Genomic DNA, 26206 nt, shown 5'->3' on the forward strand with positions numbered 1-26206 from the left:
AAAGTATCCGAACATTATTAATTATTAATGAAAATATGTTTTTCATATCAACTTATAATCAGGTTTGCTATTCGTTTGTAAATGAATATATTATATAAGAAAGTATTAAATATCTCAACTTAATTAAAGGAGACGTAAGAAATGCCACAACAAAAAATGAGAATTCACGGTCAATATGTTAAAGATCTATCATTTGAGAATCCGAATTCGCCATTCCTTTCTTCTAGTAAAGCTCCAGATATTAACGTAATGGTTAATATCAATTCAGCAAAATTAGAAGGGACGAAAAACAAAGAAGAAGTGAATGAAGAAAAATCTTTCCATGAAATTACTTTGCATATAGAAGTCAAAGCAACGGTAAAAGATGAAGGCATAAAGGATGGCGTAGCTTTCATTTGTGAAACGAAATATTGTGGCATTTTTTCAATAGAAAATTTAAAAGAGTTGAGTGAGGAAGAAGTAAGACAAGCTTTGTTTATTGGTGGACCTACTTTTCTTTTTCCTTTTGCAAGAGAAATAATTGCAAGAGTTACAAGTAGTGGTGGATTTCCCCCACTGATGCTAGATCCTATAGATTTTGAAACTATGTATGAGCAGCAAGGTCAACAACAAAAAAGTAACGGTAGTAATTCCAATTTTAACTAATATAGTGTGATAGGATGAACAATTCTTTAAACGCAAAAACGACTTTAAACATTGACGGGAAGTCATACAACTATTTTAGCCTAAGTAGTGCTAGTGAATTTTTAGGGACAGATGTAACTAAATTGCCCTGCTCACTTAAGGTGCTGCTTGAAAATTTATTGCGTAATGAAGATGGAGTAAACGTAAAGCTGGATGACATAAGAGTACTAGCAGACTGCGTTAATAAACACACTAATCACGAAATTAGCTATAAACCAGCAAGGGTGTTGATGCAAGATTTTACAGGGGTTCCTGCTGTTGTTGATCTAGCTTCAATGCGGAGCTATGTTAAGAAAAATGGAGGAAACCCGAGCAACATAAATCCTTCTGTACCGGTTGATCTTGTGATTGACCATTCTGTTCAAGTAGATAATTATGGAAGTGTTTCCGCATTCAGTAAGAATGTTGAGCTAGAAGTAAAAAGAAATTTGGAGAGATATCAATTTTTAAAGTGGGGAGAATCGTCCTTCACAAATTTTAGAGTAGTGCCGCCTGGCACAGGGATTTGCCACCAAGTGAATCTTGAATATTTAGCGCAAGTTGTGTGTAATAATGATGGAGTCATATATCCTGATACTTTAGTTGGTACTGACAGCCATACTACAATGGTTAACGGATTATCAGTTCTTGGTTGGGGTGTTGGAGGCATAGAAGCTGAGTCTGTGATGCTTGGTCAACCAATTAGTATGGTGATTCCAGAAGTAGTTGGATTTAAATTAATTGGCAGATTGTCGGAAGGAGTAACTGCGACCGATTTAGTGCTGACGGTTACCAATATCCTAAGAACAAAAGGCGTTGTTGGTAAGTTTGTAGAATTTTATGGTGATGGTTTAGATTATTTATCTTTGGCAGATAGAGCCACTATAGCAAACATGGCCCCGGAGTATGGCGCAACTTGTGGATTTTTTCCAATTGATCAAAAAACGCTAGATTATTTAAGCTTAACCGGAAGGCCAGAAAAGCTGATTAAGCTAGTTGAGGCTTATGCGAAAGAGCAAGGACTGTGGCGTAGTAGTGACGAGTTAGCATTTTTTGACACACTAGAGCTTGATTTATCAAGCGTGGAGCCAGTAATGGCTGGTCCCAAAAGACCACAAGATAAGGTTTTTCTTTCACAAGTGGCAGAGTCTTTTTCTAAATCATTTTTAGTTAATGAGTCAAAGGAAAGCGATAAACTCCAAGATGGAAGTGTAGTTATTGCAGCAATAACAAGCTGCACTAATACTTCTAATCCAAGTGTGATGATTGCTGCAGGTCTTGTAGCTCGTAATGCAATTAAACTTGGATTAAAATCAAAGCCTTGGGTTAAAACTTCTCTTGCTCCAGGGTCACAAGTTGTAACAGAATATTTAGAAAAGTCTGGATTGCAGGTAGATCTAAATGCTTTGGGTTTTAATCTAGTTGGATATGGTTGCACAACTTGCATTGGGAATTCTGGTCCACTTAATAAAGATATAGAAGATGGCATTAAAAACAAAAACTTAACCGTTGCTGCAGTTTTATCTGGCAATCGTAACTTTGAAGGAAGAATTCATCCGTTAGTCAAAGCTAATTACTTGGCATCTCCGCCACTTGTTGTTGCATATGCACTTGCTGGTACTGTGCAAATTGATCTGACAAAAGATTCAATATGCAAAGATAAGAATGGAAATGACGTCCATCTCAAGGATATATGGCCAACAAACAATGAAATCGAAGATTGTGTTAAAAATGTGGTAACACGTGAGATGTTTATACAAAAGTATAAGGATGTTTTTTCTGGTGATGAACATTGGCGAAAGATAAAGTGTGAAAAAAGTGAAATCTATAATTGGGATGCAAATAGCACTTACATACAAAATCCGCCCTATTTTGATAATTTATCACCTAAAAATAATAAAATCGATATAAAAGGTGCACAAATATTGGCAATGTTTGGCGATAGCGTAACCACTGACCACATTTCCCCTGCTGGAAATATTGCCTCAAGTAGTCCTGCAGGTATATATTTAAAAAATCTTGGAATTGAGCCACAGGACTTTAATTCGTATGGGTCTCGTCGTGGTAACCACAATGTAATGATGCGTGGGACTTTTGCTAACATTAGAATAAAAAATGAAATGGTAAGCATCGAAGGCGGCTATACAAAATATATTCCTTCTCAAGAAACTATGTCGATTTTTGATGCAGCAATGCGCTACAAGGAAGCTCTCATCATTGTGGCAGGAAAGGAGTATGGCACAGGTTCAAGTAGGGATTGGGCAGCAAAGGGTACTTTATTGTTGGGGGTTAAAGTTGTCATTGCAGAAAGCTTTGAGCGTATACATAGGTCCAACTTGGTCGGCATGGGTGTTCTTCCACTTATATTCCAAAATGTAATAACCAGAAAGATATTTGATGGTAGCGAGGTAATAAGCATAAAAGGTGAAATAGTGCCAGGTGGAAATCTAGAATGCATCATCAAAAGAAAGGATAATTCAAAGCAATCAATTCAACTCAAATGCTGTGTACAAACCGCAACTGAGACTAAATACTTGATGTGTGGTGGAGTGTTGAGCTACATACTTGCACAATCTTTTTGATTTAGTGAAGTTATTGCATGGACTTCTTTTAGCCAGCCCTGATCCCTTTGTAAATAGCAATTTGCTCTGCGCAAAGTTATGATATAATTTCACCATACATATGGTGTCGGAGTATTTTTTGGAGATAATTATATATGATAAGCTCTATACAAGAACCTAATGAACTCAGAAAACGTTTACAAGGATTTTATCGTACTGATGAAAAGAGTTATATACGTTATCTTGTAGAAAAAGCAGAGCTTTCGGCTGATTCAAAAAATAGAATTTATAATATTGCAAAACAAGTTATTGAAAAAATCAAACACAATAAATTAAGTATTGTAGATTCCTTTATGCAGCAATACTCGCTTTCCAATGATGAAGGAATAGCATTGATGTGCCTTGCTGAATCGCTACTTAGAATACCAGATGATTATACAATAGACGAGCTAATCAAAGATAAAATTGCCAATCAAGAATGGAGTAAATATTTAGGATATTCTTCTTCATTGTTCGTCAATGCTTCCACGTGGAGTTTAATGATAGGTAGCAGTATATTGAGAGATAATGAAGGCGATTCGAAGTTCTATTACGCAATTTCTAAGTTACTTAAGAATTTAGGAGAACCGATCATTCGCAAAGCAGTAAAACAAGCAATGTCTATGCTTGGTAATCATTTTGTTGTTGGAGAAACCATAGAAGAAGCTTTAAGGTACGCAAAACTAGATGACAATAGTAAGTTTTTATACTCTTTTGATATGCTTGGCGAAGCTGCTCACACAACTGAGGATGCAGAAGAGTATTTTAATTCATACATGCACTCAATAAAAGCTATAGGTGAATCCACTGAAATAAATGATTGTTTTAAATCCCATGGAATTTCAATCAAACTTTCTGCTTTACGCCCACGTTATGAATTTAGTCAATTTGGCCGAATTGCTGGTGAGATATTCACTAAGGTTTTAGAGCTCTGCCGCGAGGCAAAAAAATACAACATTTCACTATGCATAGACGCAGAAGAAACAGAAAGGCTTGAAATTTCCTTAATCTTGTTTGAACAATTACGGCTTGATGAATCACTTTCTGAGTGGGAAGGGCTCGGCTTGGCTGTACAAGCATATCAAAAACGTGCTTTGTCTGTTCTTGACTTTGTAGAGGATGTTGCTATTCGATCAAATCATAAAATTATGGTGAGGCTTGTAAAAGGTGCATATTGGGATTCAGAAATCAAGCGTACGCAAGAATTGGGATTAAATGATTACTCAGTATTTACAAAAAAAAGCTATACTGACGTATCTTACCTCGTGTGCGCACAGAAACTTTTGAGTAAACCAAACAGCTTTTACCCATGCTTTGGAACTCATAACGCCTATACTTTTGCTTCTATCATGGAACTTGCTGATAAAAACCACCCTGGATTTGAATTTCAACGCTTACATGGAATGGCAAAAGACTTATATGATTATGCAATGTCAGAGCTTGCAACAAATGTTAGCTGTCGTGTCTACGCACCCGTTGGGGAACATAGTGACTTGTTGCCTTATCTTATAAGACGCCTTCTTGAAAATGGAGCTAATAGTTCGTTTGTTAATCAAATAAGTGATCCTAACGTTAAAATCGATGAGTTAATTTCAGATCCACTGGAAAAAGCTATAAATTTTAATTATGAACCTCATCCAGGCATTCCATTACCACAAGATATTTTGGGACCAGAAAGAAAAAATTCCTTGGGGATGGATATTAGTGATTCTGTGATAGTCTCACAATTTGCAGATGATATAAAGGATTTTAGTGAAAAAAAGTGGCAAGTTGGACCAATAATTGATGGAAAGGCACTATTTGATAGTGCTGAATTTATCGAAGTAGTGAATCCTGCACATTTGGAAAATGTAATTGGAGAAGTGTCAAGTGCAACAAGCGATCAAGCTTTAAACGCTCTTGAAATAGCACATAGTGCTTTTACTAAGTGGCAGAATATTTCAGCAGTAGAGCGCGCTAAATACCTCGAAAAAGCTGCAGATTTGCTTGAAGAAAGGATGAAAGAGTTAATTTACATTCTGATCGTAGAAGCAGGAAAAATTTTATCTGATGCAATAGCGGAAGTAAGAGAGGCAGTGGATTTCTTACGTTACTACGCAACGATAGCAAAAAATGAACTGAGCGACTGGAAAAAATTGCCAGGTCCAACAGGTGAAGATAACTTCATCTTTTTTGAAGGTAGGGGAGTTTTCCTGTGTATATCACCGTGGAATTTTCCACTTGCTATCTTCATTGGGCAGGTTTCAGCTGCACTTGCAGCAGGTAATGCAGTGCTGGCAAAACCGGCAGAGCAAACGCCGATTATTGCCTATGAAGCTGTTAAGATACTACATGAAGCTGGGATACCAAAAAATGTGTTACACCTCATTCCTGGGGATGGTGGATATTTAGGCAAAATATTAGTTCCAGACAATAGAATTGCCGGAGTAGCTTTTACTGGCTCAACACAAACTGCTCAAATAATCAATAAAATGCTTGCAAATAGGGATGGTCCTATTGTGCCATTTATTGCTGAAACTGGCGGATTAAATGCTATGATTGTTGATAGCTCTGCTCTCTTAGAGCAAGTGACTACGGATGTTTTGCTTTCTGCGTTTCGCAGCGCTGGCCAACGCTGTTTTGCGCTTAGAGTGCTGTTTATTCAAGAGGACATAGCAGAGAAGCAGATAAAAATGATATGCGGTGCAGCGCAAGAACTCAAGATTGGTGACCCAATACAACTTAGTACTGATATTGGTCCAATAATTGATAAAGCATCTATCGATATGCTCACTCAACATACGCAAAAAATGTCAGAGGATAAAGATTCAAATCTGTTATTTAAAGTACCCATGGATACAAATTCTCATAATGGTTATTTCTTTCCTCCATATATTTATGAGATACAAAAAATTTCGCAATTATAGCCTTTCTTATAATAGTCCGAATGCGATAAGATATGTGTTTATGGCTATAGCAGGCCAGTAGCATATTACGGTCTGTTCGGATTATTGTAAAAAAAGCTATAAAGCAAGAAGTATTTGGTCCTATTTTACATATCATACGTTTTAACAAGTCACAATTAAATGAAGTTATAAGTGATATAAATAGTACTGGATATGGACTTACGTTTTCTTTGCAGAGTCGTATACAAAGTCAAATTGACACTATAAGTAAAAAAATATCAGTTGGAAATGTCTACATCAACCGTAACCAGATAGGTGCAGCAGTTGGGATACAACCATTTGGTGGTAGAGGACTATCTGGCACTGGGCCAAAAGCTGGTGGTTCTCATTATTTACAGCGTTTTTCTACAGAAAAAGTTGTAAGTGTTAACACTACAGCATTTGGTGGTAACACTACACTTATGTGTTTGGATTAATTTGCAGGCCCTAATTTTTCTTACCCCTAAACTAGACGTTCGTGCAGTTATGTACACAGCGCTAAAATCCGAAAAGGACCAGCTCATGCACTGAAATAAATCGTATCCATTCAGCCAATGACGTCAACTTAAGAACTTTCATTAGCAAACTCTCCTAAAGACATGATGGCGTTTAGGCTTATCTACTTTATTGCGGCTGTCCCGGTCGGATTTTAACTTTAGCGCGTATATAGCCTTTCTTATAATAGTCCGAATGCGATAAGATATGTGTTTATGGCTATAGCAGGCCAGTAGCATATTACGGTCTGTTCGGATTATTGTAAAAAAAGCTATACTTAAAAAGGGCTTGAAAGTTTTTTGGTGCAATAAGTACCTGATAGAGTTTCTGTCTCATTACACTAAATAAAACTGAAAAATTTAAACGATACTCAGTAATTTGATCTGGGTTCCAAGGCCCTTGTGCATCACACATATGAAGCGATAATATATTGCACATGACCAAGTTTGCCCAAAATTCTTGTAATACAGCCTCTCCAGAAAAATTCTCTAACTCTGCTCCTACTTTGAGTCGTTTATAGCACTTCTCTATGTGCCACCTTAACACATAAGCTTTGCTCCAAAGTCTCGGTCAAAAACTCTGTTTCTCAGTTGGCTAATGTCAGCACTATAACTCTTACTTTCTGTCCTTTCATTTTATTTTTTAGCTTTTCATTTTCTAATATAAAATCAAAATCTAATTCGCCAGCGTTCCCATAGCTTACTATAATTTCTTTTTTGCAAGCGAAAAATAAAATCTACTTCCAAATCATAATGCTGCTGAATGAATTTTACTGAAGACGATCATAGATAAATAATAATTTCTCTTGATTTAATAAACGCATTTGAGTGATAACTTCGGGTAATTGCTCTGCCGCCAACGTTTGTTCACCTATATTCCAAGCTGCAAGACGAGCACTGCAAATCAATGAAGTACACAAATCAACAAACAAATTGCCAATGGTGCCTGTTGTTCCATTTGGTTCAAACTCGGATACAATTTTCTCAGAGCTGGGTAATCTCATACCAGAACCATCTGCTGCAATAAGTCTATAGCCTCTCCAACTCAGGTTCATCCTGATAGGCTGTTTGGATGCTTAAATTCTTGAAAGCCTGTATGGCAAATCTTATACCTTGCTTTAGAAAAAGCTTGCTTTGAGGGTACATGTCAATGGCTCCATAAGTTCACATTCTATTCCCAAACTTTTTTTAACTAACTTTAAAATCATAGAAAATACTGTCGAAAAAGGAAGTTTTCTTGTTCGTGTAAAACTCAACACAATGGATTTTCTGAAAAGTTTTCGAGTATATTGCATTTTTAATTTGTAGAATAAGGTTTTTTCCTTTTTGCATGTTTCACCTAAAAAAGACACATTTTAAACTTTTTTGTTGCAATAAAATAGAAACAAAAGTGCTGTTTCTTGCACTCTTTGGATAATTTAATGATAAAAAATTTAGAGAGAAATTTTATACACAATCTCTGACATTTTTCCTTAAGTTGACGCCATTGTGTGAACGGTTACGGTTTCCCGTCTTCACCATGCTATATAGAAAAAAGTCTGGATTCCAATTTGCATGACAATATGGAGTATCTGCTTCTTTCATCCCAGTGGGATCTTTTATTCCATTTTATCAACAGTTTGTTTTGCAGTATCAAACAATTTTAATCCTATAATCCCGAATGTAACTAAAATAAAGCATATTACTTCGAATAAATTAACTGGTTCATTAAATAGATAAACTCCAAGTATCGAAGCTCCTATAGCACCTACTCCAGTCCAAATTGCATAGCATACTCCGATAGGTATAGAACGTATAGCGAGCGAAAGTAAATACGTACTAAGAGCCATGGAGAATATGCTAATTATTGATGGTACGAGATGAGTAAATCCACAACTATGCTTAAGTGTTATGACCCAGAACACTTCAATTAGTGACGATAAGAGTAAATATATCCAATTCATGCATAAACTTTTAGGTTTAAATAGAGAGCTTTAGCCCTATGGTTCCTATTACAATTAAAATGATACATAAAACTTGAGATAAATTAATATTCTCTGTGAAAGCGGTTGCACCAATTATAGTTATTCCAATTGTGCATATTCCAGAGGAGACTGCATAGCATACTCTAATAGGTAGAAAGCATGCTGCAAGAGATAAAAAGTAAATGCTAATGGTCATAATTACCAATGTTGCAATCGAAGGCACAACTTTAGTAAAACTGTTACTAAACTTTAATGTTACAGCCCACAGTATCTCTAGGATACTGGACAGCAACAAATATAACCAGCACATTTTCGTAACACTTCAATCTTGTATTGTAACAGAAATTGTTAGTTAAAACTACACTAAAGTGCAATAGATCTCTCTTTCGAAATTGCTTTAATATCAAACTTAAAATAACATCCTAAAAAACTTTTCTACGAAATTCAATTCCTGCACGTCATTTGCTGCATAAAGTGGTGTAGTTTGTTGCTCAATACCTGGTATTTCTACAAAAACTTTGCCCACTTCTTGACCTTTTTTAATTGGTGCAGGTATCATATCTTTATATTCAATACGCACCTTAATTTGGTCATGCAATTTGCGGTTATAAGTTATGGTAACATCGTTTGCAACTGTAATAGGCACTTTTTTATCTTTTCCATAGAGAACATTTACTTCCTCAACTACGCTATCCTTAGCGAATATTTTCTTGGTGTTAAAATGATTTAAGGAATATTGTATCAGTCTTTTTGCTTCTTCTATTCGCTCTTTCTCAGTGTTTAAGCCATTTACGACAGCAAAAATTCTCCTATCATTTCGTTTTGCAGATGCTACAATGCCATAACCACCAGCATTTGTATAACCGGTTTTTAAGCCATCAACCCCAATGTCGTGAAAAAGTAGAAGATTTTTATTCTTTTGTACAATTTCATTATATGTCAAATATTGTTCAGAAAATAAATCATAATATTCAGGAAAATCGGTGAAAATCCTTTTTGCCAGCATTACCAAGTCTTTTGCGTTCATAAAATGATCTTCATCTGGCCACCCGCTTGAGTTGACAAAATGACTGTCATTCAGATTCAAATTTTGTGCAACTTCATTCATTTCAGCCACAAAATTCTCTTCTGATCCTGCAATGCCCTCGGCTAGTGTTATGCAGGCATCATTGCCTGAGACTATTGTAATTCCTTCAAGTAATTCCCTCACCGTAACGGATTGACCTTCTTTCAAAAACATAGAAGAGCCTCTCCTTTCCCACGCTTTTCTACTTACTCGAAATTTATCCTCCATGTGTATTATTCCAGCTTTTAGATAATCGAAGGCTATATATAAAGTCATTAGCTTGCTCATTGAAGATGGGGCCATTTTTTCGTCAGAATTATGGTCAAAAATGAACGAGTCTGAAGCTAAATCTAAGACTACTGCTTGCTTTGCTTTGGTTCTAAACTGGTATGAGTATGAAGAAAAAGGAAGTATAAAAACTAATAGCAAAATTACCAATCTGCTTAACATATCTATAATTTTAAATTTATAGTGTACTAATTAATAGTATAATTTTACAGGGGCATTTCAATAGATCTCTTGCATAAAAATTCCTTGACACATTTCGCCAGCCCCCTTATCATGAAACTGAAGCTATTTATTTATCTTCTCTGTACAGATTAAATGACAAAAAAACTCACGTATCTGGCGTCTCATGTTTGATTTTTTGCACTATGTGCACCTTATGTCTTTATAAAATTTCTAGGTTTTTACCTAATATAAGCTAAAATGCGCTTATAAAGCATTTAAAACATAAAAAAACGCCAACTTAAAAAATGGATAGTGAATAACTAGCTACCCTAGGGTTTCTTTTGCCTTTTTTTCTGTTTAGTAAATTTCTTAAACATTTATGACTAAAGGTTAGTTGCATTAAAAAGCAGCTAAATCGCGGTTATTAAGCGTTTAGAATAAAAAAACGCCATACTTGAAAGTATAATGTAAGTAATTAGCCAACCACGGGGCTTCTTTTGCCTTTTTTTTCGTTTGGTAAATTTCTTAAATATTTATAGCTAAACGACAATCGTCATCCCGCTACGTGTTAGCGGGATCTATGTTAAGGTATGGCGGTTAAATAAGGGATCTATGTTAAGAGATACCGCGAATGAATCGCGGTATGACGGTTCGCGGCGGGATTCCAGTGTCTGGGCACTGGGATGACAGGAAAAGGGGCTACTTGGATTACAGCAGATCACCTCTTCACAAAGATTTTATCAGTAATACGCATATCAATAATACTCCAATCGCTGAAAGTAAAATCAGTTGTATTGTGTAAGTGGTTTAAATAGTCCCATGCACTATAAGGGTTATCTTCAGGCAGTTTTACTGTGGAATCGTTATCAAGTATGATATTCCATCTTCTATTCCCTATATAAGCAAAAGAAGAAATGTGGTCTCTTAATTGAGTTTTACTCTCCAACACATCTCTAACAAATTCTAGGTTTGATAACGAGTTTTGTCCTGTAATTACAACAAGATCATCTACTAGATAGTCATCTACGATCACTTTACCTTCAAAATCAATTACCGAGGTTTTGTTATTATCTTTCCAGAGAGCAAACGGTTTATGCTCATCTATATTAATGTGTAGAGTATTGGGCAAAATTCTGTGAACTCTTACGTGTTTTATCCATCTGCTTACGGATTGTATGTTACCGGCAAGTTTTGAAAGTGATATATACAGGATAGGTTGCGTTCTATCTGTCAAACTTAGAATATCCTTTTTGTTTGTAAATTTATTGCCGCTCACGACTACTTCGTCGATTGAAAATCCACTACTGAGTAATAAACTAGATAGGCAGTCATTATACCAAGTAAAGTAGTAATTAAATCGATTTATTATTTTATCAAGTGAGCTGTAAAGTATTAGCGTAAGAAAAAGTGCTGTGATAATAACCAAGGCACACTTACGCAAAAAACTCCTTTGGCTTCTAGTAATACTGCTCAACATGACTTAAATCCCTAATATTTTTGTGCTGCAAACTATCTTCAATAATAATTTTAACTAATTCATTAAAATTGATTCCTTTTGCCAATTTTGCAATTTCTGGCACTAACGATAACTCAGTAAAGCCAGGATGTGTATTAATCTCAAGCATTTTTAAAGTGTTATTTTTGGGATTATAACGGAAATCTGAGCGGGAAATAGTTTTGCATCCTAAAAATTGATGAACTTTCAGTGCGTGTTCCAAGGTCATTTTATATATATTGTTAGGAATTTCAGCAGGAAATATATGTTCTGCAAATCCATCTGTATACTTTGCTTCATAATCGTAGAATTTATTTTTTGGTCGTACTTCTATAGTGCCAATTGCTTCATCCAGCAATACAGCAGTATGTAACTCTATGCCCGGTATGTATTCTTCTACGATCATCTTTTCCATTATAGTAGAACTATTATCTTTCAGTTCTAAGTAATCCTCGTGCGAGAAAATTATGTACACTCCAATACTTGAACCTTCATTAATTGGTTTTAAGACGTACGGATAATCGATTTTAATATTATTTTTTAGTAGATCTTCTCGGCTAATTACATAACCTTTTGGAGTATCAATACTAAGGGGCCGGAATATATGCTTTGACATTGCCTTGTTCATAGCAACAGCCGAAGCCATAACTCCTGAGTGTGTATATTTTATACCTAAGATTTCCAATAAACCTTGAATACAGCCATCTTCACCATAAGGTCCATGCAGAGCTATAAAAGCAAGGCCCGGATTAATTTTTTTAAGCTTTTCAGCAATATTGCTGTCAACATCTATTTCTATTGCATTATATGAAAGGCTATCAAGTGCCTTCTTTACTGCTTTTCCGCTCATAAGCGACACTTCTCTCTCACAAGAAAACCCACCACTTAAAATTGCTATAGTTGGAACCATAAGCATTCTATGTTTTACTATATAGCATATATAATGGTTACATTAAGCTTATTAAATACCTACTTTGGCTAACTATAAGACCTTCTTACTTTCTTCAAGCACTTTTTTTATCCACTTCAAATAGCGTGCTCGGCAACGGTACTGGCATGTTTGCTGCACCTTTATACTGTTCACAGACAAGCTTTTCTAAATCCTCAGCAGATTGTTCTTTTGCTTCTTCTTTTTTCACTACTCCACTAGTTACTAAATCAATTAAGGCTGTAGTGTGTGTTATCATTCGATTATTTAGTTCATATATTTTTTTTGTATCAAGTGAAGGATTTCTAATTAAGGCAGATAGTGCATGCATATATTTGTCTATATCAGAAAGATTTTTGCTTGTATCATAGCTGCTAACTAACATATATTCCTTCAAACGCTCAATTTCTTCTGGAGTAAACTTGTAAACTTCATCAAGTTTCCTTATTAAAGATATAGTAAGTATTCTACTTAGAACTCTTAATTCTCTAATAAATTGTACTCCTTCTCCTTCAGGATAAGACATTTCTTCCTTTTTATATTTTTTGAATAATTCTTGATCATAAGACTTCTTAAAATCTGACATTATTGCCAATGCTAACTCTTTTGAACCTAACTTATAAGCTTCGTTGAAGCTATTTGCATTGGCGTCTTGTGCACCACCTGCAGTAATTCCACAACTCCAAGAAATCTTTTCAGACAAGCTATGACACTCTTTTATCATCTCTTCCAGCAATATTTTAATATCATCTTCGGTTAACTCTACTGTTGATAATAGATCACATGCTTTTTCAAAATTACCGTTCACTTGAAAAAGTAACCCTTCAACCTTTTTAATGGTTTCTCTTTTATTTATACTCACAACTTACCCCCAAGATTTGATGCTAACAGCTAGTTCTATAATCAAATATTTCAAAAGTCAATAAGCCTTTTTCCTTAATCCTTAAGTTAATCGATACTAATTTATCAGCATAACAACTTAGATAACGCAACTATTTTCAGCAACCAAAAACAATAACCCTGAAATACAAAAAGTTTCTTTTCCTTCAGTAGCATTATTCTAAATTTTCATCAAAATAAGTTGTTTTATCCTTTTTTTCCTTATACTCTTCTGCAGTATAGAGAGGTTGTTTTTTAGCTGTGATATTTGGCCATTTTTGTGAGTATTCTACGTTTATGTTGTAAAATGACTTGAAAGTTTTTTGTTCGCTGTTCAGCAACTCTTCATCTAGTTCTAAAATATCTTTTATGGAATCATCAGTTACAATTGCATCCACCGGACACTCAGGTATGCACACTCCGCAATCAATACATTCATCTGGGTTAATCACGAGCATGTTTTTACCTTCATAGAAGCAGTCAACGGGACATACTTCCACACAGTCCGTATATTTACATTTTATGCATTTATCTGTAACAAAATGCGTCATAAAACACTGTATATTTGTATTATCTTGGGTACACTAAATTGATAAGAAATTCAAGTCTTTTATGAAGATAAATAAATTGAACAACAAAGAATTAGAAGTATGGTTAAGCTTGGCTAGAACTATAGGACCAGTAAAGTTCTTTAGTATACTAAGAACACACGGATCGCTAGATGAGGTGCTAAAATATCTCAATAGGGTGGCTAATAATAAGGTGTATGGCATTCAAGATGCACGAGAAGAAATCAATAATGCAGAAAGAATTGGAGCTAAAATTATACCCGCATGTGACCCAGATTACCCTGATCTTTTAAGAAATATCTCTAGTTGTCCTCCTGTAATAACTGCACTTGGTGATATATCATTATTAAGCCGTGAGATAATTGCAATAATCGGTGGGCGTAACTCTTCGATGAATGGAAGAAATTTTGCCAATAAGTTGGCACTTGATTTAAGCGAAGCTGGTTTTGTTATCGTTTCTGGACTTGCAAAAGGAATCGATACCGCAGCAAACAGTGTAATATACAAAAATCATCCCACTATTGCTGTTACAGCAAGCGGAATTGATGTGGTGTATCCAAAAGAGAATTTTGATCTATACAAAAAAATCACTGGGAACGGTGGGTTAGTAATTACTGAGCTTCCATTTGCTACTAAACCAAAGCCTCAATATTTCCCTCAAAGGAATCGAATTATATCTGGTCTATCGCTGGGTGTTGCAGTGATTGAAGCGTCGAAACATTCTGGCTCTCTAATAACAGCAGATTTTGCTTTAAATCAAGGGAGAGAGGTATTTGCAGTTTCTGGTTTCCCTTTAGATTCACGTTCTTACTATTACCCACAAATAAAAACATAGTATTGTATTTATTCAAATAATTTAATTTTATTAACCTGAAAGCTTATTAGATTAAAATTATTAAACTAAGAGTTATAATTTTAGCAACTAAAAGCTGTAAATTGCACCATATAAACAGTTATTTCAAGCACAAGTTATGCCATTAAGAGCTATGCAACAAACATTTATATTTGTGGGTAATAGTAAGATTCACGTTGTAGTGGTAGTAATTATTTAATTAAAAACGGTGCTAAGCTTATCGAGTCCGCTGATGACATAATAGAAAGTGTTAGGTTTAGTCTACCTCCGCAGCAAAAAAAACTATTTGATGTTGAGCACTATGCTGTTAACCAAAAACAAGAAAAATTACAACAGGCAAAATCTGTTATAGTTGATCATATTAACTCTGTACCTGTTGATATAGATGAACTTATATTAGCAAGCGGACTTTCTACCAACATAGCTCTAATGGCTCTTTTAGAACTAGAGTTGGAAAACAGAATAGAGCGTTCCCCGGGGAATAAAATATCGTTAATTTTCTAGATTACTTTAGCTATACTAGATGCTCGTACAGACATATGCTTGACACTGGAATGATGCCATTTGTTATAGGATTCTTAGTTGCTGATTTTAGAATTGATAAGAGAAAACTTTTTTTCAACTTGTTGTATAATTTTATAAAAGTGATCGAAATCTAAGCTTGCACTGCCAATTAAAACTCCTGATAAATTTGAGATACTGAGCAAATTTTCTATATTTTCTGAACTGACTGAACCACCATATATAATGTGTTTTTTACCAGTACACAATTTTATTACCTCTATCACCTCAGTAATTGCATCATTATTTGGCACATGACCTGTGCCTATTGCCCATATTGGCTCATATGCTACGGTATATTCACCGTGTGTTGGCAAGCGGTTTTTACATTGATATTCTATTACTTCTTTTGTTTTTTCATTCTTATAATCTTCTGAATTTTCACCTACACAGATAATTGGGTGTAAGCCTGATTCTATTGCTATTTCCGACTTAAGTTTTATTTCACTATCTTCTTCATTGGCCCTTTCAGAGTGCCCAAGTATTACGTAAGTACACCCTAGTTCTTTTAACATTTCTGCACTAATTTCACCTGTGTAAGAACCGAACTTTTTATAATGGCAATTCTGTGCTCCTATATTAATATTATTGTTCAACTCTATACTGCGTGGAAATGACGTAAAAGGAGGGCAAATTACTAATTTAGAGGTAATTTCGTTGCTCTTGTCGTTAAGTTTGCCTATAAAGTCAACAAATGAAGAACGCATTCCATTCATTTTCCAATTTGCTACTATTAAAAAGGACATCAACTTTACTTATATAGGCAAGAGTGCCGGCTGTCGGACTTGAACTGACAACCTACTGATTACAAGTCAGTTGCTCTACCAATTGAGCTAAGCCGGCGTTAAACACATTAATAATATACAATTATCAATGAATTTTAGTCAACTGATTTTTAAAATACTGTACAATGAAAATAATATGAGAAAATTTTTACTGAAGCCAAAAAAGAGTCTAGGGCAAAATTTTATTTTATCGAGTGAGATAACAAAAAAAATCGTCGCTTTAGCTGGTAGTCTGGAAAATTTTAATGTCATTGAAATTGGTCCTGGATATGGTGCATTAACAAGAGAAATATTGGTGCATAATCCAAAGTCTCTACTTTCTATAGAAAAAGATAGAGATTTAGTAAAACACCATGACCAACTGCTAAATGAGCATCAAGGAAAGTATAGAATTATAGAAGCGGATGCACTGCATGTTACAGAAGAAGAGCTGATAGAGCGCCCAGTTAAAGTTATTGCTAACTTGCCTTACAATATCTCGGTAGCGTTATTTTTAAAGTGGTTAAATAGTATAAAATTTTTTACGAGTTTGACATTAATGTTTCAAAAAGAGGTAGCAGATCGCATTACAGCAAGACCCAATTCTAAAGATTATGGTCCCCTATCAGTGCTAAGCCAATTACTATGCGATATAAAAAAGGAATTTGATATTGAACCTAAAGAGTTTTTTCCAAGACCAAAAATACATTCTTCAGTAATTACAGTAAATCCTTTGCCTGCCCCAAAGTTTGTAGTAAACTTGGAAACCTTAATAAAATTAACACGTGCTGTTTTTTCTCAAAGAAGAAAGATGCTGAGAAATAGCTTGCAAAATATAACGAACCACGCTGAAACTGTCCTTGAAAACGCTAAATTGAGCGGAAACCAGCGTCCAGAAAACTTAACTATTGAGCAGTTTTGTTTGCTGGCAAATAATGTAGAATGCTTATTTTGCAATAAAATGTATTAGCAACCATATAGCTTTTCTATCTCCTAAAAACAGTTAGAGCTATACAATTAAAGGCTCCTAGCTAATTTTGCCTATTGCAATTTAATTAATTGGCGTATAAGCTTTAAATAAAGCCTATGAAAAAAATGGAAGCTTGTTATTCGTTTGACGATATACTTCTTTTGCCAGCCTATTCTAATATATTGCCTTGCGATGCAGATACAAAAACTTATTTAACAAATAGTATAGAACTAAATATCCCTCTCATATCCTCTGCAATGGATACTGTTACTGAATCGGGCTTTGCAATAGCTATTGCCCAACATGGAGGGATAGGTTGCATACATAAGAATTTATCAATAGATGAACAAGTTTTAGAAGTGAGAAGGGTGAAAAAATATGAAAGTTGGATCGTGTATAACCCAATTACGATTTCACCGGATAAAACAGTTGCGGAAGCAATTTCATTAATGAGAGAGCACAATTATTCTGGCATTCCTGTAGTCGATCAACGCAAGTTAGTTGGAATTTTAACTAACCGAGATGTGAGATTTATTGAAGACCAGAACATGAATGTAAAAGTTTCCGAAGTGATGACAAAAGATAAGTTAGTGACAGTGCGGGAGCAGGGAGTGAATAGTGCCTCAGCAATGAAATTGTTGCATGAAAATAGAATAGAAAAGCTTTTGGTCGTAGATGAAAATTCTTGTTGTATAGGTTTAATTACGGTTAAAGACATTGAAAAATACAATAGATACCCAAATTCATGTAAAGACAGTAAAGGGCGTCTCAGAGTTGCCGCTGCAATTGGCACTGGTAAAAAAGATGGTATAGACAGATGTGAAGCTTTGATCGGAGAAGAAGTTGATGTAGTTGTTGTGGATACTGCTCACGGTCATTCCGAAAACGTTATCAATACCATTAGGGAAATAAAAAAGATGTATCCTAATACGCAATTAATTGGCGGAAACATTGCAACAAAGGAGGCTGCTGAAGCGTTGATTGATGCGGGTGTTGATGCAGTGAAGGTCGGAATAGGACCAGGATCAATCTGTACAACCAGAATAGTTACAGGTGTTGGTGTGCCGCAATTCTCTGCAATCAAGAATGTTGCAGAGTTATGTAGAGCAAGAAACGTCAGACTAATTGCTGATGGTGGGGTAAAATACTCAGGAGATGTTGCAAAAGCTATTGCAGCTGGTGCTGACTCTGTGATGATTGGTTCGATTTTTGCTGGCACTGACGAAAGCCCAGGTGAGATTATCATGTATAAGGGCAGAGCATATAAAGGCTATCGAGGAATGGGATCTATTAGTGCAATGAAACGAGGTTCAGCTAGCCGTTATTTTCAAGATAAAGATTCAAAACTCAAATTAGTTCCACAAGGAGTGGAAGGAAGAGTTCCATTTAAAGGTCCAGCTTCAGGAGTGATCCATCAATTAATTGGCGGATTGCAAGCTGCAATGGGTTATACTGGTAACAGGAATATAGAAGAAATGAAGAAAAACTGCAAATTTGTGACTATTACTGCATCAGGATTAAGAGAGAGTCATGCTCATGATATAGTCATTACACAAGAAGCTCCAAATTATGCTTATCAAGCGTCCAATTTGTCAACCGATTCGGAGTAGTCCAGAAAAAGTAGAGAGAAAGTTAAGACGTTTTTGGAGTAAAATAAAACGTTTTTTCAAAATATGACAAATAGAAGAGAATATACAGCAGAATTCAAATTAGAAGCTGTTAAGCTGGTTAAAGAAACAGGTCAAGCAAGTACAAAAATAGCAAAAGATCTAGGTATAGATGGTAGTATGTTAAGTAAGAAAATATGATGGAAAAATGTCTGGAGCATACACATTTCCAGGCAAAGGCTCCTTATGACAAAGAAAGATTTGATCTAAAAAAAGAACTAACAAGAGAAAGAGACATTTTAAAAAAAGCCCTGGGCAAAGAAAAAGAGTAAAGTATTCTTTTATATAGAAATTGCTATAAAACACAGGAACTATGTAGGGTTTTGTACTGGTGGTATTGGTTGCTAAGGAAAAAAGCAGTAAAGAATTAGCAAAAGAAGGGCTTCTAGCAGATATTCAAAAAATACATCAAGCATTCTAAATGCAGATATGGAGCTCCTAAAATTCACGCTGAATTAAAAGCTTTAGGCAAAAATTAAAACAGTACAAAGTGTTATGCAAGAAAATGGCATTAAAACCAAGCTTAGACGAAGGTTCAAAAATAAAAAACAGCAAATAAGCAACCGAGTTGTGGCTCCGAACACATTGGATCAAAATTTTACTACTGATCAGCCAAATAAAGTTTGGGATTACCTACATAAAAACTAAAGAAGGTTGTTGGCGGCAATAATTGACCTATATTCACGCATGGTGGTTAATGAGTAACATGATAATTAGTTATAGATTCTTTATTGATGGCCGTTGATAAACGCAAACCCGATAAAAATCTGCTGTTACATAGCGATCAAGGGTCACAGTATACTTCTCAAAATTACCAATTTCTATTGAATACAAAAAACATCATTTCCAGCATGAGCCATAAGGGCTGTTGTTACGATAACTCTGTTGCAGAAAAGTTCACTTAAAAGGGAGCTGCTTATTGATACTTCTTGCTCAACAAACCAGAACTGCCATATTTGAATACATAGAAATCTTTTATAACAAATAACGTAGACATTCTACTATTAACTATTGCATTCCTGCACAATTTATTCTCATGATAAAAACGTCTTAACTTTCTCTCTACTTTTTCTGGGTAAGGTCAAATAGAGAATTTTACAAAAATCTATTTTTAACTTACAATCAATTATTACAATTTTAAACCTACAACTTATGTACAACAGACTTATAGTCAAATCTTTTTCAGTATTATGCATCTGTTTATTTGCTTTATACATAACACTGCCAAATTTCTTTGATAATAAGCTTTTTATTTCGAAAAAAAGAATAAACTTAGGCCTTGACCTGAAAGGAGGGGCATCTTTGCTTTTAAACATAGACTTAGACTTCTATTTTAAGGAAAAGCTAAGCATGCTAGCTAACGAAATAAAAGAGACATTGCTAACAAAAAATATTGAATCTAACGTACAAAATAGCGTTATAACTTTAAATAATATTGATGATTATAAAAAAGCATCTGTGTTGATTAATGCGATAAATCCAAATTTAGAGCTAAATAGAAAAGATTCTTCGATTCTCATTTCGTATAAACCCCATTATAAAAATTCTTTGATCAGTGAAGTAGCTGCAGAATCAATAAACAATGTCCAGCGCCGTTTGGACAAACTTGGCACAAAGGAAGTCAGCGTTCAAAAACAAGGGCAGAATAAAATATTAGTGCAGGTGCCTGGAGTAGAAGACACCAAGCAGATAAAATCTTTACTTGGCAAAACTGCTAAGCTAGCTTTTCATTTGGCAAACACTAACATAGCCAAGGTGCAGGATATAGATCACGAAACTACTGTCATGCTCAAGGATTCTTTAGGTAATTCTTATCCAATATTCCGCAAAACTGAAATAGGTGGCGATTCGCTGGTTAACGCGTCAGTTAGATTCGGCAATTTAGGTAAACCGACAGTGCATTTTAAATTTGACAGCATAGCGAGTAAAAGATTCGCGAAAATCACTAAAGAAAATGTGGGAAAACCTTTTGCAATTGTTCTGGATAACACAGTCTTAACAGTACCTACAATACGTGAGCCAATTTTAAATGGAGAGGGAGAAATTAGCGGTAATTTTACTGAAAAACAAGCAAGCGAACTTGCAATACTTTTAAAATCTGGAGCACTGCCAGCACCACTTAAAATAATTGAAGAAAAAAACATTGGCCCAAGTCTTGGAGAAGAATCAATAAAGGCAGGGGAAATGGCAGCAACAATCTCTATTATAGCCGTGGCTTTATTTATAATCATCACTTACGGCAAATTAGGTGTATTGGCCTCTGTTGCACTTTTTTCTAATGTAGTTCTTATATTATCAATTCTCACTCTGCTTGAAGCAACTCTAACTTTACCTGGAATTGCCGGTATTGCACTTACTGTTGGTATGGCGGTGGATGCAAATGTTTTAATATTTGAGCGAATTCGTGAGGAAATCAAATCTGGCAAGAGAGTGGAACGTGCTATTGAAGAAGGGTTTAAAAACGCTATAAAGACAATACTGGATTCAAATATCACTACATTAATTGCTGCAGGAATAATGTTCATTATTGGCAGTGGAGCAATAAGAGGCTTTTCTGTCACTCTATCAATAGGAATTTTATGTTCGATGTTTTCTGCAATCACAGTCACAAAACTCCTGATAGAGTTGTGTATGAACCCGAAGGAACTAGTGCTTTGTTAGTCAACTACCTTCATTCCCACAACGTTATATCCTGAATCAACGTGCAAAATTTCTCCAGTAGTGCCACTACTTAAGTCGCTTAATAAGTATAACGCTGCCTTGCCAACATCCTCTATTGTAACATTGCGTCTGAGCGGAGAATTATTTCTATTCCATTCTGATATGGAGTGAAAATCGCTTATTCCAGAAGATGCTAAAGTTCTGATTGGACCAGCGGAAATTGCATTTACTCTGATATTTTGTGGCCCGAGATCACATGCTATATATTTTACACTTGCTTCAAGTGCCGCTTTACATAAACCCATAACGTTATAATTTGGCATAACTTTTTCAGCGCCATAATAAGATAAAGTAAGTAAACTACCACCATTTGACATCATTTTTTCAGCCCTTTGCGCTAAAGCAGTAAAAGAATAGCACGATATATGCATTGCATTGAGGAAGTTATCCAGTGAAGTATTGACATATTTACCATCTAACTCATTTTTATCGGAGAATGCTATTGCATGCACCAAAAAGTCAAGAGTACCCCATTTTTTCTCTATTATTTCGAAAGCGTTATCTATGATTTTTTCATTTGAAACGTCGCAGTGTAATATTAGCTCCACATTTAGTTCATCTGCTATTGGTGATAGTTTTTCTTTTATTATTTCATTCTGGTAGGTGATTGCAAGTTCTGCTCCGTGCTCTGAGAGAGTTTTTGCTATACCGTATGCTATTGATCTCTTATTTATTATTCCGGTTATTAATCCCTTTTTGCCTTGTAATAGACTTGTCGTCATAGAACTATCTGTTTTTTTATAATTTGGAATATTAACTAGGTAAAGTCAAGATATCACTATGTTTTAAAATATTTTTTGCAGTAACTTGAAGTCTCCTAAGAAACTCCCTCAATTAGCTCTTCCTGTTGCACCAAGATATAACCAAAAACCCGTGCCTTTTTGATCAAATTTTTCACGACTCTCTCTTTGTAACGTGTTTCGTAATAGTTCATTCCTTTTTCCACATACTCTTGTCCGTATCTCAACATTTGATAGAAGATACACGCTAATTTCCTTGCTGTAGCAGTAATTGCTTTTGGGGATCCCAGTTGCTTTTTTAATCTTCTATAATATGCACCCAATGCACTCTTACTTTTTCCCACGGCATAAGCAGCCATTCGAAATGCATTCGCAGCACGATTGATAACCTCACGAGTTCTTGTCCTAAATACTTTTTCCCCTGTAATCTTATTAGCAGGACTTAGCCCCAACCATGAAGTAAAATGCTTTTCTGATTGCCATTTACTGTAGTTAATACCAACTTCCGAAATAATAGCTTGTACAGTTAGTACATCAAATCCAGGAATTTTAGTAAAATCTATACCGGTTACTCGATACAATTCTTCACGCAAGGCAAAGTTTAGCTTATCTTTTCGATACTTACTTCTTTCCTTGCTTAACTCTCTACTCTCGTCAGATTTTGCTTCAAATGTCTTATAGTGGTTTTCAATATTTTTGTCACACTCTGCTATTTTTTCCTGATAAACATTGTATAGTTCAAATTCCTGCTGTAATGCAAATAAATGTTCCTCTCTGTAGTCACCTGTTAGTGCTTTGGCAATAGCCGATTTATCACTCTTTATTCGCACATCCCTTAATTCAGCTAATTTATTAGGATTTCTTTCACCTTCGATTATAGCCTTAATAATTTGCATTCCAGTGACACCTGTTATATGGCTTATTACTTTATGTAACTGAATATTCATTTGTACTAACGCCTTTTGCATCCTATTAATGTGTGTAGTCGCACTTTCTGTAAGATTTTTACGTTGCCGAACATAACTACGCAATATGCACATTTGATCATCTGGCCTAAACGATCCTTGGATTAACCCATAACTGTGTAGTTGTTGTAGCCATTGGCAATCCTGGACGTCTGATTTTCTCCCAGGTACATTTTTTACATGCCTTGCATTTGCCAGTTTTACTTCGAATCCATACGATTCAAGTACTTGGAACAAAGGAATCCAATATACTCCTGTTGACTCCATAGCTACTGTAGTAACTTTACACTTCTTTAACCACTTTGCTATATTGTGAAGATCTTCTGTGAAGCAGCTAAACTTTTGTACACGTTGTTCATCTCTTTCTTCAGGTATACATACATAATGCACAGATGAACCGATATCTATTCCTGCTGCGTTAGGATTCATTATCTCTAATTTACTTTTTGCTTTTTTCATGGTAGCTCCTATAATTTATAATAACGAAGCGCTTCAGCTTGGGAATGGTTAAGATTATACAATCTCCTAAACGAGGTAGTCATAAAATATGGCTCCATCAATGGTTCGAACGTTCCTCCCAAAACCATGCTATAAAACGGGCACTTATGGCACCAGTGAAACATTCGGTTATAACTGCAAAAGCACCTCCTGTACAATTGTACTTAAAAACTACTAAAACTTAAATTGGAGAGTTTCTTCCTGGTTTGACAGATTTTTCTGTTCGGTGCTATTAACAGTAATCTTGATTCTTCTACAACAAAGCCATCCCGTATGACATTTTGTCTATACCTAATTAAGCATATCAATAAGTAAGTAAATCTTAATATAATCTTATTATACTTATAAATACGCTGTATAGAATGAAAGTATGGATGATTTCATAACTGCAAGAAGAAAAGATGATGCTGTGGTATCTGTTTGTCAGGATAATAAGAAAAAAAACGTGTTAATTTTAGGGCTCAATCAAGTTGCAAGGGATTTGTTAAAATATGAAGAGGAGAATTTGCTTAATAAGCCATTAATTAATATCTTAAGCACAAGAGCAGCTGACAACGTGAAGAATTATTTAGAGTATACCGAAAATGGGCACGATTTACTTGATATATTACCTAAAGTGATAGATTTTTCCTTAACTGATGCTAAAGGAGAAGATATCAGGACAAAAGTAAAAGTTTTCCGCACTGCACAATTTGCCAGTAATAAAATAAATTATGAGCTATTAATACGTGATATCAGTTTGTCCCATAAACTAGGAATCTTTAGAGATAAATATCTAATGGGTAAAAAATATAAAAACCATGACTTATTCGATATACCGGGCAATGAGTCCACTATTCTAGAGTTATACGTTATATTAAATTTTGCCTTTCAACATCAAATTAATGCAGCTATAGGAGTAATTGGCTTAAATAGTAGCTGTAGTGAGACAAATAATGCACTGAAAGTTATCATAGAACATTTTTATAAAAATTGCCGTAGTGATGATTTTCTAGGGTATATTGATGAGAATAAAGTGCTTTTTGTTTTGATTAACTGCGATGTAAAAAGTATATCTAAAATAATTAATCGTATACATTCTGCCATTAATAAGCAGTTATTAAAGCGAAAATTACCAAGTGTATCAATAATTTATGGGAATATAGCTCAAAAACAGGCAGCAAAATCTACCAGCGGTGCCTTCTGAAAAGTTGTTTTTTATTTATATTGAGTTTAAACTTAAATTTTTATAAAGATTTAAGTTTATTTATGAAGTTAAAGTACTACCTGGTAGCACTGCTTTCATCATTGTTTTTGCAGAATAGTGCTAGCTCTAAAACAATTTTGGATAAGGAAATATTTTATGCAGAACTAGACGGAAAAATAGATTTGAGATTCGGCTACGCCTTCAACAGAGATTCTTTCAATGCTAAGCCTAAGGATAAAACTTCAAGTTATTCATACTTGCGCTTTCTTTATTTACAGCAAGTTTATCCAAATACTCAAATGGGGGTTAATGTTAAGGCAGGGGTTTCTGGTATTGCAAACCTAAAAGCGTTAGACATAGAAAAGTTAGACATGGAGGAATGGTATTTTATCATAAAAAACCAGGAACTTGGATCAATTGAATATGGTAAAAGAAGTTTAGTTGGTCAGAGCATGTTAATTAACACTTCAAAAATTTATGCAGCTGCTGGAGGAGTAAATGGTCATTGGACAAACTATGCAAATTTGCGCGGTGATCATAAAAAAGATGGTGACCCTGGATATGATCAAGACAAGGTGTTCTGGGTCAAGCCCAATATTTATAGCGATTATAATGAACTCGAACTAGGGTTAAAACAATCATCAATTAACTACATCTCCCCTGAAATCTATAACTTTCAACTCGGATTCAGTTATGTTCCAGGAAAAAATAACTTACAGTACAGCAATTTAATTGCTGCTGGCCTTTCCTATAAAAACAGCTTGTCAGATGATATAGGTTTTACTACTGCCTTAACTGGTGAATTTGCAAGAGAAAATTTAACTGATTGCTCAGATGGGACTTCTAAAAATTATGAATGCCGCAATCAATTACTACACTGGAATTTTGGTTTGAAGCTAAAATTGTTCGATCTTGACTGCATTTTTTCGTATGGTAATGGTGGTAAATCTGGTGAGAAGCGTAATCCTGAAACAAATAATACGTATTATATGAATGCAGGTATCGCTTACCGTTCTGATTCTTACAAATCGAGCTTAACATATTTTAGTAGTGGTAGGGATATTGCAGGCGAAGGTACAAACGAGTTAACATCATATGCTTTAAGTCTTGAAAATTCTCTTTTTTTAGGTACTTCATACTATTTCGATATTGTAAAGTTTAGTACAAAAGAGCCTAAAATAGAAAATAACAACTCTGGTTATGTGTTCTTGGCTGGACTGAAATTAAGTTTTTAATATTGCCTCCTTCC

17 protein-coding genes, 1 tRNA gene and 5 pseudogenes are annotated in these 26206 nt (G+C 35.0%); 11 read left to right on the top strand and 12 right to left on the bottom strand.

All coding sequences use genetic code 11. From position 1 onward, the window contains the following. The first annotated feature begins 141 nt into the window (after window positions 1–141). The 3 genes and pseudogenes from secB (at window position 142) to putA (ending at window position 6624) form a co-directional block, all read left to right on the top strand. Window positions 142–645: a protein-export chaperone SecB gene (gene secB, locus OOK97_RS02680; protein WP_006279761.1), complete on the top strand. Its 504-nt coding sequence runs from the start codon at window positions 142–144 to the stop codon at window positions 643–645. A 14-nt stretch (window positions 646–659) separates the two neighbouring features. Continuing rightward, complete coding sequence (acnA, locus tag OOK97_RS02685) at window positions 660–3245, top strand: aconitate hydratase AcnA (RefSeq protein ID WP_264705564.1); 2586 nt, start codon at window positions 660–662, stop codon at window positions 3243–3245. 134 nt (window positions 3246–3379) lie between these two features. Beyond that, window positions 3380–6624: pseudogene (gene putA / locus OOK97_RS02690) on the top strand (bifunctional proline dehydrogenase/L-glutamate gamma-semialdehyde dehydrogenase PutA). Between the two features lie 141 nt (window positions 6625–6765). Here putA and OOK97_RS02705 read toward each other — a convergent pair. The 8 genes and pseudogenes from OOK97_RS02705 to OOK97_RS02740 all read right to left on the bottom strand — a co-directional run bounded on the left by OOK97_RS02705 (window position 6766) and on the right by OOK97_RS02740 (window position 14014). After that, window positions 6766–8013, bottom strand: a pseudogene (locus OOK97_RS02705) (transposase). 266 nt (window positions 8014–8279) lie between these two features. After that, complete coding sequence (locus OOK97_RS02710; protein WP_096616925.1) at window positions 8280–8624, bottom strand: DMT family transporter; 345 nt, start codon at window positions 8622–8624, stop codon at window positions 8280–8282. 16 nt (window positions 8625–8640) lie between these two features. Beyond that, window positions 8641–8955, bottom strand: coding sequence for a DMT family transporter (locus OOK97_RS02715; RefSeq protein ID WP_264705566.1), 315 nt, complete (start codon window positions 8953–8955; stop codon window positions 8641–8643). Window positions 8956–9054: 99 nt separating this feature from the next. Next, window positions 9055–10161 carry a D-alanyl-D-alanine carboxypeptidase family protein gene (locus tag OOK97_RS02720; RefSeq protein WP_264329766.1) on the bottom strand — a complete coding sequence of 369 codons (1107 nt, stop codon included), beginning with the start codon at window positions 10159–10161 and terminating at the stop codon, window positions 9055–9057. Window positions 10162–10879: 718 nt separating this feature from the next. Next, window positions 10880–11638 carry a cell division protein FtsQ/DivIB gene (locus OOK97_RS02725; RefSeq protein ID WP_006280710.1) on the bottom strand — a complete coding sequence of 253 codons (759 nt, stop codon included), beginning with the start codon at window positions 11636–11638 and terminating at the stop codon, window positions 10880–10882. Next, entirely contained in the window at window positions 11619–12572 is a 954-nt protein-coding gene (locus OOK97_RS02730; RefSeq protein ID WP_264705567.1) for a D-alanine--D-alanine ligase, read from the bottom strand. The genes OOK97_RS02725 and OOK97_RS02730 overlap by 20 nt, the downstream gene beginning before the upstream one ends. A gap of 88 nt (window positions 12573–12660) precedes the next feature. Beyond that, window positions 12661–13446 (bottom strand): hypothetical protein, encoded by a 786-nt coding sequence (locus OOK97_RS02735; RefSeq protein ID WP_264705568.1) that lies wholly within the window; start codon window positions 13444–13446, stop codon window positions 12661–12663. Window positions 13447–13639: 193 nt separating this feature from the next. Next, on the bottom strand, window positions 13640–14014 hold the full coding sequence (locus tag OOK97_RS02740) for a ferredoxin family protein (protein ID WP_264705569.1): 375 nt from the start codon (window positions 14012–14014) through the stop codon (window positions 13640–13642). Between the two features lie 61 nt (window positions 14015–14075). Here OOK97_RS02740 and OOK97_RS02745 point away from each other — a divergent pair. Together OOK97_RS02745 and OOK97_RS07270 are read left to right on the top strand one after the other, a co-directional pair. Next, window positions 14076–14828 (top strand): annotated as a pseudogene (locus tag OOK97_RS02745) (DNA-processing protein DprA); the annotation flags it as partial. Window positions 14829–15053: 225 nt separating this feature from the next. After that, window positions 15054–15389, top strand: a pseudogene (locus tag OOK97_RS07270) (DprA-like winged helix domain-containing protein); the annotation flags it as partial. A 74-nt stretch (window positions 15390–15463) separates the two neighbouring features. Here OOK97_RS07270 and OOK97_RS02755 read toward each other — a convergent pair. Then, entirely contained in the window at window positions 15464–16192 is a 729-nt protein-coding gene (locus tag OOK97_RS02755; protein ID WP_264705571.1) for a triosephosphate isomerase, read from the bottom strand. A 24-nt stretch (window positions 16193–16216) separates the two neighbouring features. After that, window positions 16217–16289 (bottom strand) — tRNA-Thr (locus tag OOK97_RS02760). A gap of 78 nt (window positions 16290–16367) precedes the next feature. On the opposite strand from OOK97_RS02760, the gene rsmA reads away from it, so the two are divergent. From rsmA to secD, 4 genes and pseudogenes are all read left to right on the top strand, one after another. Then, window positions 16368–17180 (top strand): 16S rRNA (adenine(1518)-N(6)/adenine(1519)-N(6))-dimethyltransferase RsmA, encoded by an 813-nt coding sequence (gene rsmA / locus OOK97_RS02765; protein WP_264705652.1) that lies wholly within the window; start codon window positions 16368–16370, stop codon window positions 17178–17180. A 116-nt stretch (window positions 17181–17296) separates the two neighbouring features. After that, on the top strand, window positions 17297–18790 hold the full coding sequence (gene guaB, locus OOK97_RS02770; protein WP_264705572.1) for an IMP dehydrogenase: 1494 nt from the start codon (window positions 17297–17299) through the stop codon (window positions 18788–18790). Between the two features lie 63 nt (window positions 18791–18853). Further along, window positions 18854–19835 (top strand): annotated as a pseudogene (locus OOK97_RS07570) (IS3 family transposase). 164 nt (window positions 19836–19999) lie between these two features. Next, window positions 20000–21508, top strand: coding sequence for a protein translocase subunit SecD (secD, locus tag OOK97_RS02785; protein WP_012673078.1), 1509 nt, complete (start codon window positions 20000–20002; stop codon window positions 21506–21508). Here the strand turns inward: secD and OOK97_RS02790 are convergent. Both OOK97_RS02790 and OOK97_RS02795 read right to left on the bottom strand, forming a co-directional pair. After that, the gene (locus OOK97_RS02790; protein WP_006280349.1) at window positions 21505–22290 is read right to left on the bottom strand and encodes an enoyl-ACP reductase FabI; all 786 of its coding nucleotides are present in this window, start codon (window positions 22288–22290) and stop codon (window positions 21505–21507) included. The genes secD and OOK97_RS02790 overlap by 4 nt on opposite strands. A 95-nt stretch (window positions 22291–22385) precedes the next feature. Continuing rightward, a complete protein-coding gene (locus tag OOK97_RS02795; RefSeq protein WP_264705004.1) occupies window positions 22386–23732 on the bottom strand; it encodes an IS110 family RNA-guided transposase in 1347 nt (448 codons plus the stop codon). Window positions 23733–24141: 409 nt separating this feature from the next. On the opposite strand from OOK97_RS02795, the gene OOK97_RS02800 reads away from it, so the two are divergent. Beyond that, on the top strand, window positions 24142–24957 hold the full coding sequence (locus OOK97_RS02800; RefSeq protein WP_264705573.1) for a hypothetical protein: 816 nt from the start codon (window positions 24142–24144) through the stop codon (window positions 24955–24957). A gap of 62 nt (window positions 24958–25019) precedes the next feature. Next, a complete protein-coding gene (locus OOK97_RS02805) occupies window positions 25020–26192 on the top strand; it encodes a porin (protein ID WP_141456814.1) in 1173 nt (390 codons plus the stop codon). Window positions 26193–26206: the final 14 nt, after the last annotated feature.

The organism is Wolbachia endosymbiont (group A) of Gymnosoma rotundatum, assembly GCF_947250765.1.
Lineage (GTDB): Bacteria > Pseudomonadota > Alphaproteobacteria > Rickettsiales > Anaplasmataceae > Wolbachia > Wolbachia pipientis.